Annotated in this window: 16 protein-coding genes; 10 read left to right on the plus strand and 6 right to left on the minus strand. The window is 40.2% G+C overall.

Annotation, left to right across the window (positions count from 1 at the left end):
• Positions 1–8 precede the first annotated feature (8 nt).
• The 6 genes from NMS_RS03690 to NMS_RS03715 all read right to left on the minus strand — a co-directional run bounded on the left by NMS_RS03690 (position 9) and on the right by NMS_RS03715 (position 4,911).
• The gene (locus NMS_RS03690) at positions 9–1,103 is read right to left on the minus strand and encodes a DNA-processing protein DprA (protein ID WP_041495470.1); all 1,095 of its coding nucleotides are present in this window, start codon (positions 1,101–1,103) and stop codon (positions 9–11) included.
• Positions 1,103–1,741 (minus strand): peptidoglycan DD-metalloendopeptidase family protein, encoded by a 639-nt coding sequence (locus tag NMS_RS03695; RefSeq protein ID WP_041495471.1) that lies wholly within the window; start codon positions 1,739–1,741, stop codon positions 1,103–1,105. The genes NMS_RS03690 and NMS_RS03695 overlap by 1 nt, the downstream gene beginning before the upstream one ends.
• Positions 1,741–2,394 carry a CoA transferase subunit B gene (locus NMS_RS03700; RefSeq protein WP_041495472.1) on the minus strand — a complete coding sequence of 218 codons (654 nt, stop codon included), beginning with the start codon at positions 2,392–2,394 and terminating at the stop codon, positions 1,741–1,743. The genes NMS_RS03695 and NMS_RS03700 overlap by 1 nt, the downstream gene beginning before the upstream one ends.
• 54 nt (positions 2,395–2,448) lie before the next feature.
• The gene (locus NMS_RS03705) at positions 2,449–2,811 is read right to left on the minus strand and encodes a four helix bundle protein (RefSeq protein WP_041495473.1); all 363 of its coding nucleotides are present in this window, start codon (positions 2,809–2,811) and stop codon (positions 2,449–2,451) included.
• A 72-nt stretch (positions 2,812–2,883) separates the two neighbouring features.
• Positions 2,884–3,585, minus strand: coding sequence for a CoA transferase subunit A (locus tag NMS_RS03710; RefSeq protein WP_041495474.1), 702 nt, complete (start codon positions 3,583–3,585; stop codon positions 2,884–2,886).
• A gap of 285 nt (positions 3,586–3,870) precedes the next feature.
• A complete protein-coding gene (locus tag NMS_RS03715; RefSeq protein WP_041495475.1) occupies positions 3,871–4,911 on the minus strand; it encodes a ferredoxin--NADP reductase in 1,041 nt (346 codons plus the stop codon).
• A 95-nt stretch (positions 4,912–5,006) separates the two neighbouring features.
• Here NMS_RS03715 and NMS_RS03720 point away from each other — a divergent pair, with 95 nt between their 5' ends.
• From NMS_RS03720 to NMS_RS03765, 10 genes are all read left to right on the plus strand, one after another.
• Positions 5,007–6,485, plus strand: a complete 1,479-nt coding sequence (locus tag NMS_RS03720; protein ID WP_041495476.1) for a DUF5687 family protein — start codon at positions 5,007–5,009, stop codon at positions 6,483–6,485.
• A gap of 69 nt (positions 6,486–6,554) precedes the next feature.
• Positions 6,555–7,313 carry an ABC transporter ATP-binding protein gene (locus NMS_RS03725; protein ID WP_041495477.1) on the plus strand — a complete coding sequence of 253 codons (759 nt, stop codon included), beginning with the start codon at positions 6,555–6,557 and terminating at the stop codon, positions 7,311–7,313.
• 2 nt (positions 7,314–7,315) lie between these two features.
• Entirely contained in the window at positions 7,316–7,549 is a 234-nt protein-coding gene (locus tag NMS_RS03730) for a hypothetical protein (protein ID WP_041495478.1), read from the plus strand.
• Positions 7,550–7,585: 36 nt separating this feature from the next.
• Positions 7,586–7,945 (plus strand): DUF2200 domain-containing protein, encoded by a 360-nt coding sequence (locus tag NMS_RS03735; RefSeq protein WP_041495480.1) that lies wholly within the window; start codon positions 7,586–7,588, stop codon positions 7,943–7,945.
• Between the two features lie 197 nt (positions 7,946–8,142).
• The gene (porW, locus tag NMS_RS03740; RefSeq protein WP_231862357.1) at positions 8,143–10,764 is read left to right on the plus strand and encodes a type IX secretion system periplasmic lipoprotein PorW/SprE; all 2,622 of its coding nucleotides are present in this window, start codon (positions 8,143–8,145) and stop codon (positions 10,762–10,764) included.
• A gap of 10 nt (positions 10,765–10,774) precedes the next feature.
• Positions 10,775–11,164: a bactofilin family protein gene (locus NMS_RS03745; RefSeq protein WP_041497437.1), complete on the plus strand. Its 390-nt coding sequence runs from the start codon at positions 10,775–10,777 to the stop codon at positions 11,162–11,164.
• 97 nt (positions 11,165–11,261) lie between these two features.
• Positions 11,262–11,627 carry a hypothetical protein gene (locus NMS_RS03750; protein WP_041495481.1) on the plus strand — a complete coding sequence of 122 codons (366 nt, stop codon included), beginning with the start codon at positions 11,262–11,264 and terminating at the stop codon, positions 11,625–11,627.
• 134 nt (positions 11,628–11,761) lie between these two features.
• The gene (gene atpB / locus NMS_RS03755; RefSeq protein WP_041495482.1) at positions 11,762–12,955 is read left to right on the plus strand and encodes a F0F1 ATP synthase subunit A; all 1,194 of its coding nucleotides are present in this window, start codon (positions 11,762–11,764) and stop codon (positions 12,953–12,955) included.
• Between the two features lie 18 nt (positions 12,956–12,973).
• On the plus strand, positions 12,974–13,162 hold the full coding sequence (gene atpE, locus NMS_RS03760; protein ID WP_041495483.1) for an ATP synthase F0 subunit C: 189 nt from the start codon (positions 12,974–12,976) through the stop codon (positions 13,160–13,162).
• A 91-nt stretch (positions 13,163–13,253) separates the two neighbouring features.
• Positions 13,254–13,748, plus strand: coding sequence for a F0F1 ATP synthase subunit B (locus tag NMS_RS03765; protein ID WP_041495484.1), 495 nt, complete (start codon positions 13,254–13,256; stop codon positions 13,746–13,748).
• Positions 13,749–13,753 lie beyond the last annotated feature (5 nt).

Genomic DNA, 13,753 nt, shown 5'->3' on the forward strand with positions numbered 1-13,753 from the left:
GTTCACGTTTAAGCCAGCATAAACAATTTGCCAGGTAGTGGTTTTACCACGCCCTTCAATTCCATCGACATAAGGATGGAGGCAAGTTTATGAACAGGCATTTTTAAGTTGAGAGCGATAATGTCCAGCATTTCTTTCTCGTTGTCTTTCAAGAAGGCATAGATCATCTTTTCATCCTCGTTCAGTTCAACAAACAACTGTTTCTGGACGGCTACCTTACTTTCTTGCCAGCCTAGGATGTAAGGGATATCGGCTGTTTTAGTAAGCATGTGCGCTTTAGACTGTTTGATCAGATCGTTGCAGCCAGCGGCATATTTATCATTGAGCCTTCCAGGAACGGCAAAAACTTCCCGATTGTAATCGCCTGCAAGACCTGCAGTTACTAAAGAACCCCCTTTATCCGCACTTTCAATGACCACGGTCGCTTCGCTTAAACCAGCGATGATGCGATTGCGGCCTAAAAAGTTTTTGCGATCAAAAGTGTCTGTACTCCAGAAATCAGTCACAAAACCACCATTGTTTTTAACGTCCTTATTGTGAGCCACATGATTGCGTGGGTAGGTTTGATTGAGCCCATGAGCCATCACAGCAATAGTTTGCAAGCCGTGTTCTATCGCTAGTTTATGTGCAAGAATATCTACCCCATAAGCATAACCGCTAATGATCATAGGTTTCAGCGGTGCGATTTCAGCTATGAATTTTTCTAAGAAAGCGCTCCCTTGACTGGTGATTTGCCGGGTTCCTACAATACTTAAGGTATATGGATTGCTCCAATCGATTTTTCCATTCTCAAAGAAAATGATAGGTCCATCCACGCAGTATTGCAAGCGCTCTGGATAATCATCGTTGTAATAAACACGATACTTAAGATTGTTTTCCTCAATGAATTTGAGCTCTTTCTCTGCTTTAGAGAAAAGATCTTTCACCTTGATAAACTCGGCTTTCTTATCGCCGATTCCTTCAATGGCAGCAATCTGCCGGTATGGTTGCTCAAAAACTGCGGTCGCACTACCAAAAGTGCGGATCAGTTTTTTAGCCATGATATCGCCTATAAGCGGCGCCTTTTTCAAAGCAAGTAATGCTAGTAATTCCTGCTGGTCCATTAACCGAAGATAAACGGATTAGGATCTAAAATAACGCCTGAATAATTTTGTAAATCGTCTTCTGCCAAGACACCTGGGAAATCTCCCTTGTGACCTTGCATATCAGTCATCAGCTGAAAGTGCAAGTGTGGTGAATAACCGCCATTTTCTAGTGGCGTGCCTAGAGTTGCTATTTGTTCGCTTTCGCGAAAGCGAACTCCCACTTCCCAATCCTGCATATTTGATTTGGATAAATGACCATAGAGACTATACAGTTTTTTATCTTGGTAATCATGCTCTAGAATAAGGGTCGGGCCATAATTGCCTGTGTCATCATTGTCTGCAAACGAATGGATGGTACCGTCCATGATGGCGTGAACGCTAGCTCCTGCTGGTGCCCACAAATCGATCCCCATGTGGACATCGCGTACAGCACCGTCTTGAAATCTAGCTGACCTGCGGTACAAAGCCCGTTGTTCCTTGTAGCCTCCATGCGCTACAAATTTGTTGTTTTCAATGCGCTTTTTGGCGAGGTACTCCTCAAAAATCGGGATATCGCTTACGTCGTTTGTATCCCAAAATGGATTATTGATGGATAGGTCGATGTGGAAATAATCAACCGCTGGATATTGCGGGTCGATAAGGTATTTAAACGCCATTAAATACTCATTTCAGGAATTTCTCCCTCTACAATCAGAGTTCCTTCGGTTGCTTTTTGAATTTCTTCCACGCTCACTCCTGGCGCGCGCTCTAGCAACTTGAAACCTTTATCAGTGATCTCTAATACGGCGAGATTTGAAACAACCTTAGTAATGCAATTAACGCCAGTAAGTGGCAAGGAACATTTTTTAAGAAGTTTGGATTCTCCAGCGCGGTTCGTATGCATCATCGCAACAATAATATTCTCTGCACTGGCAACTAGATCCATGGCGCCACCCATTCCTTTCACCATTTTACCTGGTATTTTCCAGTTGGCAATATCACCGTCTTCAGAGACTTCCATGGCGCCTAGTATGGTAAGGTCTACATGCTGCCCGCGTATCATTCCAAAGCTGGTTGCACTATCAAAAAAACTAGCGCCCGGCAACGTGGTAATGGTTTGCTTACCCGCATTAATGATATCTGCATCCTCCTGACCATCAAAAGGAAAAGGCCCCATTCCTAGAACACCATTTTCTGACTGGAATTCTACATCGATTCCATCTGGGACGTAGTTGGCCACTAAGGTTGGTATACCTATTCCCAGATTGACGTAGTAACCGTCTTTTACTTCTTGGGCGATTCTTTTAGCAATGCCTATTTTATCTAACATATATAATTTGATAATTTGATGATGTGTCAATTTGGTGATACCAAATCGATGTCATTATCTGTTCATATTTCTCTTTGTTGTTCCGATGATCTTTGAAAGGACTTTGGAAATAGATTCTCTATCAGTAAAAAGTTTTTCTTCTGGTGTTGGAAGATGTACAGATGCTTTACATAACGCTAACCAATATTCTGTTTCATCACATTCCTTAGCAGATATCTTAAACTTGTGGATAAAGTCCTTTGAACTTTCTGCATTTTGCGCTTCCCATACGTTTGAGCCTATACTAGTTCCAGATCTGAATAATTGTGAGGCGAGATCCCAGTCTTTCTGTTGCTTCAACTGCTGTACAAACTCAATAATATTCAACGAGAAATTGAATGTCATATTTACAATTGGATTATCCTTTATATTTCTCACAGTTATCCATTATAGTTTTAGTGCATTTTCAGTCTAATCATTATCAAATTGACAAATTAAACAATCAACAAATTAGCCTCGCTTTCTCGTAGTTCTCTGCTCAATACGTTTCTCATACTTAGCCCCTTGAAAAATACGCTTGACAAATATTCCAGGAATATGAATCTGGTTAGGGTCTAGTTCACCAGCAGGGACGAGCTCCTCAACCTCAGCAACGGTAATTGTTGCAGCACCACACATGACTGGATTGAAGTTTCTCGCTGTTCCTTTAAAGATTAGATTTCCTGCGGTATCGCCTTTCCAGGCTTTTACTAAAGCAAAGTCAGCCTTGAAAGCATGTTCTAGAATATGAGGTTTACCGTTGAATTCGCGTTCTTCCTTGCCTTCCGCCACCTCAGTACCGTAACCTGCTGGTGTGTAGAATGCTGGTATCCCTGCCTGGGCAGCTCGACAACGTTCGGCTAATGTTCCTTGAGGGATGAGCTCTACTTCTAGCTCACCGCTTAACATCTGGCGTTCAAACTCGTCGTTTTCACCCACATAAGAAGAGATCATTTTTTTGATTTGTTTGCCTTGCAACAACAAGCCTAAACCAAAATCATCCACTCCCGCATTGTTCGAAATACAAGTCAAGTCAGTCACTCCTAACTCTACCAACTGAGCGATACTGTTTTCTGGTATTCCAGAAAGTCCAAAACCGCCAACCATCAACGTCATCCCGCTCTCTACGCCAGCCAGCGCTTCCTTCACGCTTGCCACTGTTCTATTAATCATGTGCTCTTTTCTTTGCCATGAAATTACGGAATTTCGTGAGGTTTATCTAAGAGAAATTTGATTTGATTTGATTTATCTACATCTTGGACGAATCCCTTTTCTCGACATCTCGACAAGCTTAGTGCAGCCCTTTACATGGAACAAAATTCACTTGAACTAAAAGTTCCTGTCAAAATATAATTGATTGACGCAGTACAAATATTCTTTAAATATGCGCTTTGCTTTGAAAACTGTGACTGTGCCTGAGGTGAACGTTGACTTTTCGGAATATAAAGCTGACTATAACTACACTTCATCAAAGTTTACCTGAACCTTTGCACTTGTAGGGCACGCTTGACAAGTAAGCGTTAGACCATCTGCTACTTCTGCATCAGTAAGGATGGCGTTTTTACGCATTTTGACCTCGCCTTCTTCAATTAAACCAACACATGAACTGCATATACCGCCTTGACAAGAATAAGGAGCATCAATGTCATTTTTCAACATCACATCCAGCAAGGTCTCATCGCGACGCATGGTAAAACTGTGCTGCTCATCGTCCAGGATTACGGTAATTTCAGAGAGGTGGCTGTCTTCTGTAATTTCTATATCGCTGTCCGCTGTAGTAAAAAGTTCAAAATTGATGTCTTCCTTAGATAAAATTCCTTTTTCTTCCAGGTTGAGCTGTGTCATTTGTATCATTTCCTCAGGGCCGCATAAGTACGCTTTCGCGAAAGCGAGCCCATCACAATCCTGGTTCAAGAAATAGTTTAAGTTGGCTTTATTCACTCGCCCGAATAACGCATCCTGACGTTCTTCCCGACTGAAGCAGTATTTTAAAACCAATCGATCTTCATAAGCATCTTTCAAATCATTAAGCTGCTCTAGGTAGATGGTCTGGCTCTCAGTTTGATTCCCATAGATCAAGGCTACTTTACCTGCAGCATTTGATGCGAGGGCTGTTTTCAAAATTGACATGATGGGTGTGATTCCACTCCCTGCAGCGACTAGCAAAATGTCTTTGTTATCTTCTTTATCGTAAACAAACATTCCTTCTGGAGGTGCTACTTCTAAGGTGTCTCCAGCTCGCAGTTTCATGGCATAGTTAGAAAAAAGTCCTTTATCTACCGCTTTTACGACCACTTTTAAATCAGCATCTGAGGGTGCGCTGCTTATAGAATAAGCACGTCGTACATCCTGACCATCCACTGTCGCTTTGAGGGTTAAATACTGGCCCGCTTTATATTCAAACTCGTTTTGTAAACTTTGTGGTATATCAAAGATAATTTCCACAGCTCGTGGAGTGACTTTAGTTACTTGTTGGATGCTTAATTCGTGAAAGGTCATGCGTCAATGAATTGGGCTGCAAAAGTAATAAACAGACCTAGACATGTAACATTTTTACATTTATCTTCACTTATGGTTTACCTAACCAAATAACCATGTTCCTACAATTTGCCAGTTTAGAATGGAAAAGCTTCACAAGATCTGCGGCTTTTAAACAAAATCTATTCTTTAAAATATTCATCGGTTTTTTTGCGGTGCTGTTTTTATTAGAATTTGCAGCCCTAGGTGCTGGGAGTTTTTACATTCTTGAAAACTTTATTGAAGATGGAAAGATTCTCGCTAGCGATCCATTTGCGGTAGTGAACAAGTTTTTAATTTATTGGTTTGTGGTGGATCTAATGTTCCGCTATTTTATGCAGAAGATGCCGGTGGCCAATATCAAGCCACTGCTGTATTTGCCTTTTACTAAAGGTAAAATTGTGAAATACGCGCTGGGCAAAACTGTAATTTCCTTTTTCAATATTTTACCAGCTTTCTTTTTTGTACCGTTTTCATTAGTTCTTTTAATTGAAGGTTATAGCCCGCTGGGAGTCATTAGCTGGCACCTTGCCATGCTTTCTATAACATTGCTTCTCAACTTTTTGAATGTTTTCCTTAACAATTTGAACCAGGTGTTTTATCCGGTGCTGGTAATTGTAGTCGCTCTAGGGTTTACGCAATACTATGGGTATTTTGATGTGACAGAGTACACACAGCCTTTCTTTAAGTTTTTCTTTAATCAGTCTTGGAGTTTTATTGTTCCTCTAATTCTTGCAGCACCGGCTGCCAATTATGCTTACACCTATTTTAGACAACAACTGTATCTGGATGCTGGACTAAGCGTAAAAGGAGAAAAGGTCACTACGGAAAACTTAGATTTCTTAAACCGTTTTGGAAAAATGGCGGTGTATCTTAAAAATGATGTGAAACTCATCAAGCGTAACAAGCGGGCCAGAACCACTTTTATTATGGGGTTCTTGTTTATGTTTTACGGCTTGTACTTTATCGCTGTAGGTCAAGGCGAGTGGATGAAGGTCTTTGCCGCATTGTTTTGTACAGGAGGATTCTTATTCAGTTTTGGAGGACTTGTTCCCTCCTGGGACAGCAGCTACTATAAATTAATGATGGCCCAAAATATTCCTTATAGAGAGTTTTTATTGAGCAAATGGTGGCTCATGGTAGCAGTGACGGCTGCAAGTACGGTGTTGAGCTGTTTTTATGTGTATTTCGGGATTGAATGGTTGTGGGCAATTCTTGCGGGTTCGGTGTACAACATAGGTTTGAATGCTTCTGTAACCTTGCTGGGTGGTGCTTTTGTAAAGACACCTATTGATTTGACTAGTAACAAAAAAGCCTTCGGTGATAGTAAGGCCTTTAATTTCAAAACAGTGCTGCTCATCATTCCTAAAATGGTGCTTCCCGTCATTATTTATTATGCCTTCACTTTTATGTTCAACAGCAATGTTGGCTTTATAGCTATTGCAGCCACAGGATTACTAGGATTATTATTCCGAAATAAAATTTTGACGCTCACTGAAAATATTTATAAAAACGAGAAGTACGATACGATTGCCGCATATGCACAAAAGGATTGATAATGGGTTCGCTTTCGCGAAAGCGAACTTCTTTAAAAAACCACCAACAACAACAAATACTCAAGGATTATGATAAACATCAACAACCTTTCTAAAAAATACAACGATACTACTGTTCTCGATATTGAGAGTCTTCAATTGCAAAAAGGTCAGTCTGTAGGGCTGGTAGGAAATAATGGTGCTGGAAAAACGACCCTATTTTCTTTATTGTTGGATTTGATCGAACCTACTACAGGACACATTGTTTCTAACGGTGTACAAGTGAACGAAAGCGAGGACTGGAAGCCTTTTACCAGCGCCTTTGTGGATGAAAGCTTTTTGATAGGTTACTTAACGCCTGAGGAATATTTCTACTTCATAGGAGAACTGCGAGGTCAAAATAAGGCAGACATTGATGCATTGATGATCAAGCATGCCGATTTCTTTAATGGCGAGGCGATAGGTCAGAAAAAATACTTGAGGGATTTGTCTAAAGGAAACCAAAAGAAGGTAGGTATCATTGCGGCCCTTATCGGTGACCCTGAAGTAATCATTTTAGATGAGCCCTTTGCAAATCTGGATCCTTCTACTCAAATACGCTTAAAAGCCATCATCAAGGATTTGTCTGAAAATCCTAATGTCACCATGCTTATCTCTAGCCATGACCTGATTCATGTGACTGAGGTGGCGCAACGTGTTGTTTTATTAGAAAAAGGTAAAGTGGTGATGGATCAGGTGAAGGATGCAGCTACCTTTGGCCAGCTGGAAAAATACTTTATGGGAATTAGTGAACTCCACGCCGTTCCCACGGAAGCGGAATTACAGCCAGTAACAAATGAAGAAGAATAACTATGTCTCCTAAAATAAAAGTATTTGTAATTTATGCGCTTAGCTTCTTCATCGTTTTTGCGGTCACCTGGTTGATCACGGATTATTTTGTAGCCAAGGAATCCATTTGGACAACCTTTATCCCTATTGGAGCTGCCATGATTCTAGCGCCTAAACCTCACATAGAAGAAACACAATCTGGACGCCAATACGGCTTAAAAAGTATTTTTTCAAAGAAGATTTTTCCAGTCAATTAATTTCTTAGTCAAAGAGATAAAAGCATTTTAAAGTAAATGAAGGTCACAGCTGAACATAACGAACGTGTAGCAAAAATGAAGTTTTCATCTGTGTACCCACATTATGTGACAAAAGTGGAGAAGAAAGGAAGATCAATAGCAGAATTGCATCAGGTCATTGAATGGTTGACCGGTTATGGTGAAAATAGATTACAGGATTTTATTGAAGGAGACGCAACTTTTAAAACATTTTTTGAAGAGGCAACCCTCAACCCTAATGCCCATCTTATAAAGGGCGTTATCTGCGGTTACCGAATTGAAGAGATAGACAATCCATTAACCCGACAAGTGCGCTATCTGGATAAGCTAGTGGAAGAACTTGCTCGCGGCCGTAAGATGGAAAAGATATTGCGATAATATAGTATGCGCTGGCAATTCTCTAAAGTCGCTCCCTATTAAATATCTCAAAAGCTTACACAAATATTTCATTATAAAGCCTTATAAAATTAGGCCGGCTTAGCACTTACTGTCTCGTTCCTTTATTCCTTATTTTTGAACGATTCACAATATCATAAGGTCTGTACAGTTATGATAGCTAGAAAAAAGAAGCTCGTTTGAAAAACCTTTTTGCTTTTACTACCATCGTTTTTTGCATGCTGCTCGTGCTGGCCAGCTGCAGCCGCAAGAGTGATTCATTTATTTCCCGTAACCTACACGCCGTAGGAACAGAGTATAACGTACTTTATAACGGCAACCTTGCTTTGGAGGCCGGACTTGAAAATATCGAGGCTAATTACCGTGATAACTATTGGGATATTCTTCCTGTCGAGCGTCTGGCCGTCAAAGATGAAATACGAGTAAGCGAGGACGAACAAACAGACCCCAACTTTCAAAGAGCAGAGGAAAAAGCGGTCAAAGCGGTTCAAAAGCACAGCATGCTCATCGATGGTGAGGAAGTGAATCCACAAATTGACGAGGCCTACATGCTATTAGGAAAAGCACGCTATTATGATCAACGGTTCATTCCTGCGTTAGAAGCTTTCAATTACATTTTGCAGTTCATGCCCGAATCTGATAAAATCAGACAGGCAAAAATATGGCGTGAAAAGACGAATATGCGTCTTGACAACAGTGAAATTGCGATTGAAAACTTGCAATTATTACTTAAGGAAGACATTCTTGAGATCGATAGAGAAGAGCTGATTCTAGCTAACGCCACCCTGGCACAAGCCTACTTGAACGAGAAAAAAACTGATAGTGCTTTGATCTACATGAATCAGGCGGCGCAAAAAACCAAAGATCGAGCTACGGAGGGTCGTTATAAATTCATCGCCGGACAATTGTTTGCTCAACAAGGCCAGCGAGATAGCGCTATCGCCCATTTTGATGAGGTCATTGAGTTGCATAGAAAGATCCCACGCAACTATTATGTCAATGCATTCATTGAAAAAATAAAATTGCGAGATACGATTGAAGATGGAGATGATGAATTGTTACTAATTCTCAATGAGCTAGAGGAAAATCGGGAAAATCGACCTTGGCTGGATTTGATTAACTATAGAAAAGCCATCTATCTAGAAAGCGTGGATAGTGTAGATGGTGCCATTACCTATTACAACCGGTCGTTAAGAGCAGGAAATCGAGATGCTTATTTACAAGGTAACACATACGATGCTCTAGGAAGAATCAGCTTTGACGATGCTCGATTTGAAACGGCTGGGAAATACTTTGACAGTGCAGCCTTGAAATATGTAGACAAATCTAGAGAAAAGCGTGCCGTAGCTAAGAAAAGAGAAAACTTGGCAGATGTGATTCTGTATGAAAATACACGTCGCAGTGCGGATAGTGTATTAGGCATCATAGGCATGACCCCAGCAGAGCGTGAAGCTTATTATAATACGTACATCGAGGAGCTGAAGGAAAAAGAAGCTCAACTAGCAGAACAAGCTGCTATTACTGAGGCAAACCTAGCACAACAAAAAACAGCCCTTTCTACGATCAAAACTAATAACGCACTAGCTGGAAATCGAATGGGGCCACCAGTAGGGCCAGTAGATAATCCAGCAACTGCAACGGGTAACAATACGGGTGACTTTTATTTTTATATTCCAGCTACTGTTGCCCGTGGTAAGTTACAGTTTAGATCAGTCTGGGGTGGTCGTCCATTAGAAGACAATTGGAGACTTTCAAGCACTAGCTCTGGCTTGATCGATCAGGCTACTGAAAACCAAGTTACTGCTTTCGAAGGAATCGCCACAGCTCCAGAATATGTAGCTTCCTATTATATAGAACAATTACCTCAAGGGCAAGCAGCATTAGATAGTATTTCAGACGCCAGAGATTTTGCCTACTATCAATTAGGTGTGCTGTACAAAGAGAAGTTCAAACGGGAAGATTTAGCGATAAACAGGTTTGAGACCTTATTGACTTACGAACCAGAAGAAAAGCTACTCTTACCTACCTTATACAATTTATACCTGATGGGTCGTGATGATTCTGATAGTAATATCGCTTTCGCGAAAGCGGAACAATATAAATCCACCATCATATCAAAATATCCAGATACCCGGTACGCTCAAATTTTACAAAATCCAGAAAGTGCCTTAGATACTACGGGCAGTCCAGAAGGAGTTTACAACCGTATATTTAATGTCTATGAAAAAGGCAACTTTGCTGAAGTTATCGATCTGACAGAACAAGAAATCATAAGGTATAGTGGAGATCCTATCGTTCCAAAACTAGAACTCTTAAAAACCTACGCTTCAGGAAGATTATATGGGTTTAAAGCTTATAAAGATGGATTAGATTTCATAGCGCTCAATTATCCAGGTAGCGAGGTTGGAAAAGAAGCAGCACAATTAGCGGCAGATGCGGATAAACTGCAGATTCCAGAAAAGTTTGTTCCGGAAGATAATCTGAATAGCTTCAAACTATTGTTCGAGACTGCATCCACAGATATAGCACTTCAAGAACGTATTCAAAATGAGTTAAAAGAAAAGTTGCCAAATTATGGATCTCAGCTTTCTTATTCGATTGATGTGTATACTCCTCAAATATCTTTAATTGTGGTACACGGGTTTAATTCTAGAGCTCAAGCTCTTGAGACAGGTGCGCTCTTAACGGCTCCAAATGGAGTAGCCAGCTTGCCTAAAGCAGTATTACCCATAGCCACTGATAATTATAAAATCATTCAAGTTTATAAAAGCCTGGATGCCTATAAAACACAAGTTCAATAAAACCCCCATGATGAAATCAAATAAGAATACAGAAATTGTCGGGAACTCCCAGAATAGAATCGCAGCAGGAACTACCATTACTGGTGATATCGCCAGTGAGGCGGGCTTTAGAATTGATGGAGAAATCATAGGTACTTTAAAAACAAATGCTAAAGTAGTTATAGGTAAAGACGGTAAAATCGAGGGGACATTAGAGTGCAGCAGTGCTGATATAGAAGGTACATTTTCTGGTACCTTAAAAATTAACGGTCTACTATCATTAAAATCTACTGCTATTATAGAAGGTGAGGTCACAACAATGAAATTATCAGTAGAACCTGGTGCTACGTTCAATGCTTCTTGCACGATGGGCGGTGGTGTAAAGTCCATTGAAGCCGAACAGCAAGAAAAATCTGCTTAAGATATATTCCTTATTTGCTGGAATTCCCATTGAATTGTTTGTCATTATTCCAGTTTAAGTGGAATAGCCACATATATTTACAAATCAACAATTACTCGTGAACTTTTACCTCAAGACTTTCCTTTTCGTAGCAATTATGAGCATTGCCGCTTATTTTATACACGGCTGGTGGTCTCCAGATCCAGCCATCTCACTAGTTAGAACTTATGCGTTTTTAGGCACTGCTACATTTATCACTGTTAGTGGTTTGAAAATCGTTCATCGTCTAGTTCCAGATAAATTAGGTTATGGATTCCTAGGCTTGATCTTTGTCAAGTGTGGGGCAGCCATCCTTTTGTTCCCAGAATTAATTGCAGAAGATCCAGCCTTATCTAAAGCAGAACTGCTCAACTTTTTAGCTCCATACTTCCTCTTCCTATTCATTGAAGTAGGCATTGTTATTAAATGGCTCAATGATAATTGATTGAGTTCGCTTTCGCGAAAGGGAACTAACGGGTATTTCAAGAAATTAATCTAAATAAAAGGACTATTTTAAGATTGTTTTTTGTCATACATTTGCACCCGAATTAAAAGACCTAACTTTTTAAGGTGATTTTCATGTTTAGAGGGTATTTAAAAACTGTTTTTGTTGCTTTGCTCATTTCCTTTTCTATAGGAATGCAGGCACAGGAAGATGATCACTTATCAGATCATGATCAACATATCACTGATGCGGAAGATGAGCGAGTGAATACGGATGATGAGATCAAGTCTTATATAGAGCATCACTTGAAAGATGTGCATGATTTTCATTTATTTTCATACACAACAGATTCTGGCGAGCGTGCTCATGTAGGTTTCCCGTTGCCTGTAATAGTCTGGACAAATAGTGGCCTAAAAGCTTTTATGTCCTCAGAGTTTCATCACGATGATGATGGAAATGTATTGGTTCAAAAAGGTGACGTTACCTTAACTAAGTACCATAGTAAAATCTATGAGCTAGAAGAAGGCGCAACGGCTATCACTTTTGATGATGAGCATCACCCAACTAATGCGCATAAAGTTCTTGATTTTTCGATTACCAAATCTGTGTTTGGTCTATTGTTGATTGGAACATTGATGTTGTTCATGTTTGTGGGACTTGCTAAACAATACAAGAATAGAGCGATACCAAAAGGTTTTGGTCGTGTATTAGAACCACTGGTATTATATGTGCGTGATGAGATTGCTCGTCCTAACATTGGAGAAGAGAAACACAAGAAGTTCATGCCTTACCTATTGACGGTATTCTTCTTAATCTGGATTGCTAACCTTTTAGGTTTGACGCCATTTGGTTTTAACATCACAGGACAAATTGCAGTCACTGTTTGTTTGGCTTTATTCACTTTCTTTATTGTTCAATTTAACGGTAACAAGGATTACTGGAAACATATATTCTGGATGCCTGACGTGCCAGTTTTGATGAAGATTGTATTGATCCCTATTGAATTATTAGGGTTGTTTACAAAGCCTTTTTCACTCTTAATACGTTTGTTCGCAAACATCACTGCAGGTCACTTTGTTGTAATGAGTTTGATCGCGTTGATGATTACATTAAAGGCGCAGTTTGGCGCTGTAGGATCTACAGGCTTGTCTGTGTTCCTTACCTTATTTATATCAGTTATAGAAGTATTAGTAGCCTTCCTACAGGCGTTTATCTTCACCATGCTATCTGCCCTATTTATAGGTATGGCGGTAGCAGAGCATGATCATCCAGAGCATGCGCATAGTGAAGAAGACGACATAGATGAGGTTAGAGAACGTTTTGTTTAATTTTTAAAATCGATTGTTATGTACAATTTAATTGGAGCAGGTCTTATCGTTATCGGTGGTGGTATCGGTCTTGGTCAAATAGGTGGAAAAGCGATGGAAGCTATCGCTCGTCAACCTGAAGCAGCTGGAAAAATCCAAACTGCGATGATCATCATCGGTGCACTTCTTGAAGGTCTTGCATTTGGTGCACTTATCTTAGGTAAGTAGTATCAAAACAAAAAAGAAACGCAATTCCTGCAACGGTTGGTTGCAGGACGCGTTTTTTAAAAATTAAAACCCATTACCTTAATCTAGAGAAATGAATTTACTAGAAGATTTTTCACCAGGCTTGTTTTTTATGCAAGCGATCATCCTTGTAATCTTGATCGTATTGCTAGGTAAATTTGCATGGAAACCTATCTTGGGCGCCCTTAATGAGCGTGAAGAAGGTATTGCAGATGCACTTGCCGCTGCCGCGAAAGCGAAAACTGAAATGGCACAACTGCAAGCTTCTAACGAGGCTGCTGCTCAAGAAGCACGCGCACAGCGTGATGCTATCATGAAAGAAGCACGTGAGATCAAAGAAAAAATGATCGTTGACGCTGCTGCAACTGCACAAGAAAAGGCAGACAAAATAATTGCAAGTGCACAAGAAGCTATTCAAGCAGAAAAGAAAGCTGCACTAGCCGATATCAAGTCACAAGTAGCGGATCTATCTGTTGCGATTGCAGAGAAGATCACCCGTAAGGAACTTTCTGAAAAAGAAGCACAGTTTGCCCTAATCGACAAAATGCTTGCTGAAGCAAACATCTAGAAAAC

Origin of the sequence: Nonlabens marinus S1-08, from assembly GCF_000831385.1 — a bacterium.
GTDB lineage: Bacteria > Bacteroidota > Bacteroidia > Flavobacteriales > Flavobacteriaceae > Nonlabens > Nonlabens marinus.

Bases quoted from the DNA above. Each gene is read 5' to 3' on its own strand.
- atpE (WP_041495483.1), top strand. From the start codon at position 12,974: ATGTACAATTTAATTGGAGCAGGTCTTATCGTTATCGGTGGTGGTATC.
- NMS_RS03715 (WP_041495475.1), bottom strand. From the start codon at position 4,911: ATGACCTTTCACGAATTAAGCATCCAACAAGTAACTAAAGTCACTCCA.
- NMS_RS03700 (WP_041495472.1), bottom strand. From the start codon at position 2,394: ATGTTAGATAAAATAGGCATTGCTAAAAGAATCGCCCAAGAAGTAAAA.
- NMS_RS03710 (WP_041495474.1), bottom strand. From the start codon at position 3,585: ATGATTAATAGAACAGTGGCAAGCGTGAAGGAAGCGCTGGCTGGCGTA.
- NMS_RS03725 (WP_041495477.1), top strand. From the start codon at position 6,555: ATGATAAACATCAACAACCTTTCTAAAAAATACAACGATACTACTGTT.
- atpB (WP_041495482.1), top strand. From the start codon at position 11,762: ATGTTTAGAGGGTATTTAAAAACTGTTTTTGTTGCTTTGCTCATTTCC.
- NMS_RS03690 (WP_041495470.1), bottom strand. From the start codon at position 1,103: ATGGACCAGCAGGAATTACTAGCATTACTTGCTTTGAAAAAGGCGCCG.
- NMS_RS03720 (WP_041495476.1), top strand. From the start codon at position 5,007: ATGTTCCTACAATTTGCCAGTTTAGAATGGAAAAGCTTCACAAGATCT.
- NMS_RS03735 (WP_041495480.1), top strand. From the start codon at position 7,586: ATGAAGGTCACAGCTGAACATAACGAACGTGTAGCAAAAATGAAGTTT.
- NMS_RS03695 (WP_041495471.1), bottom strand. From the start codon at position 1,741: ATGGCGTTTAAATACCTTATCGACCCGCAATATCCAGCGGTTGATTAT.
- NMS_RS03765 (WP_041495484.1), top strand. From the start codon at position 13,254: ATGAATTTACTAGAAGATTTTTCACCAGGCTTGTTTTTTATGCAAGCG.
- NMS_RS03730 (WP_041495478.1), top strand. From the start codon at position 7,316: ATGTCTCCTAAAATAAAAGTATTTGTAATTTATGCGCTTAGCTTCTTC.
- NMS_RS03745 (WP_041497437.1), top strand. From the start codon at position 10,775: ATGAAATCAAATAAGAATACAGAAATTGTCGGGAACTCCCAGAATAGA.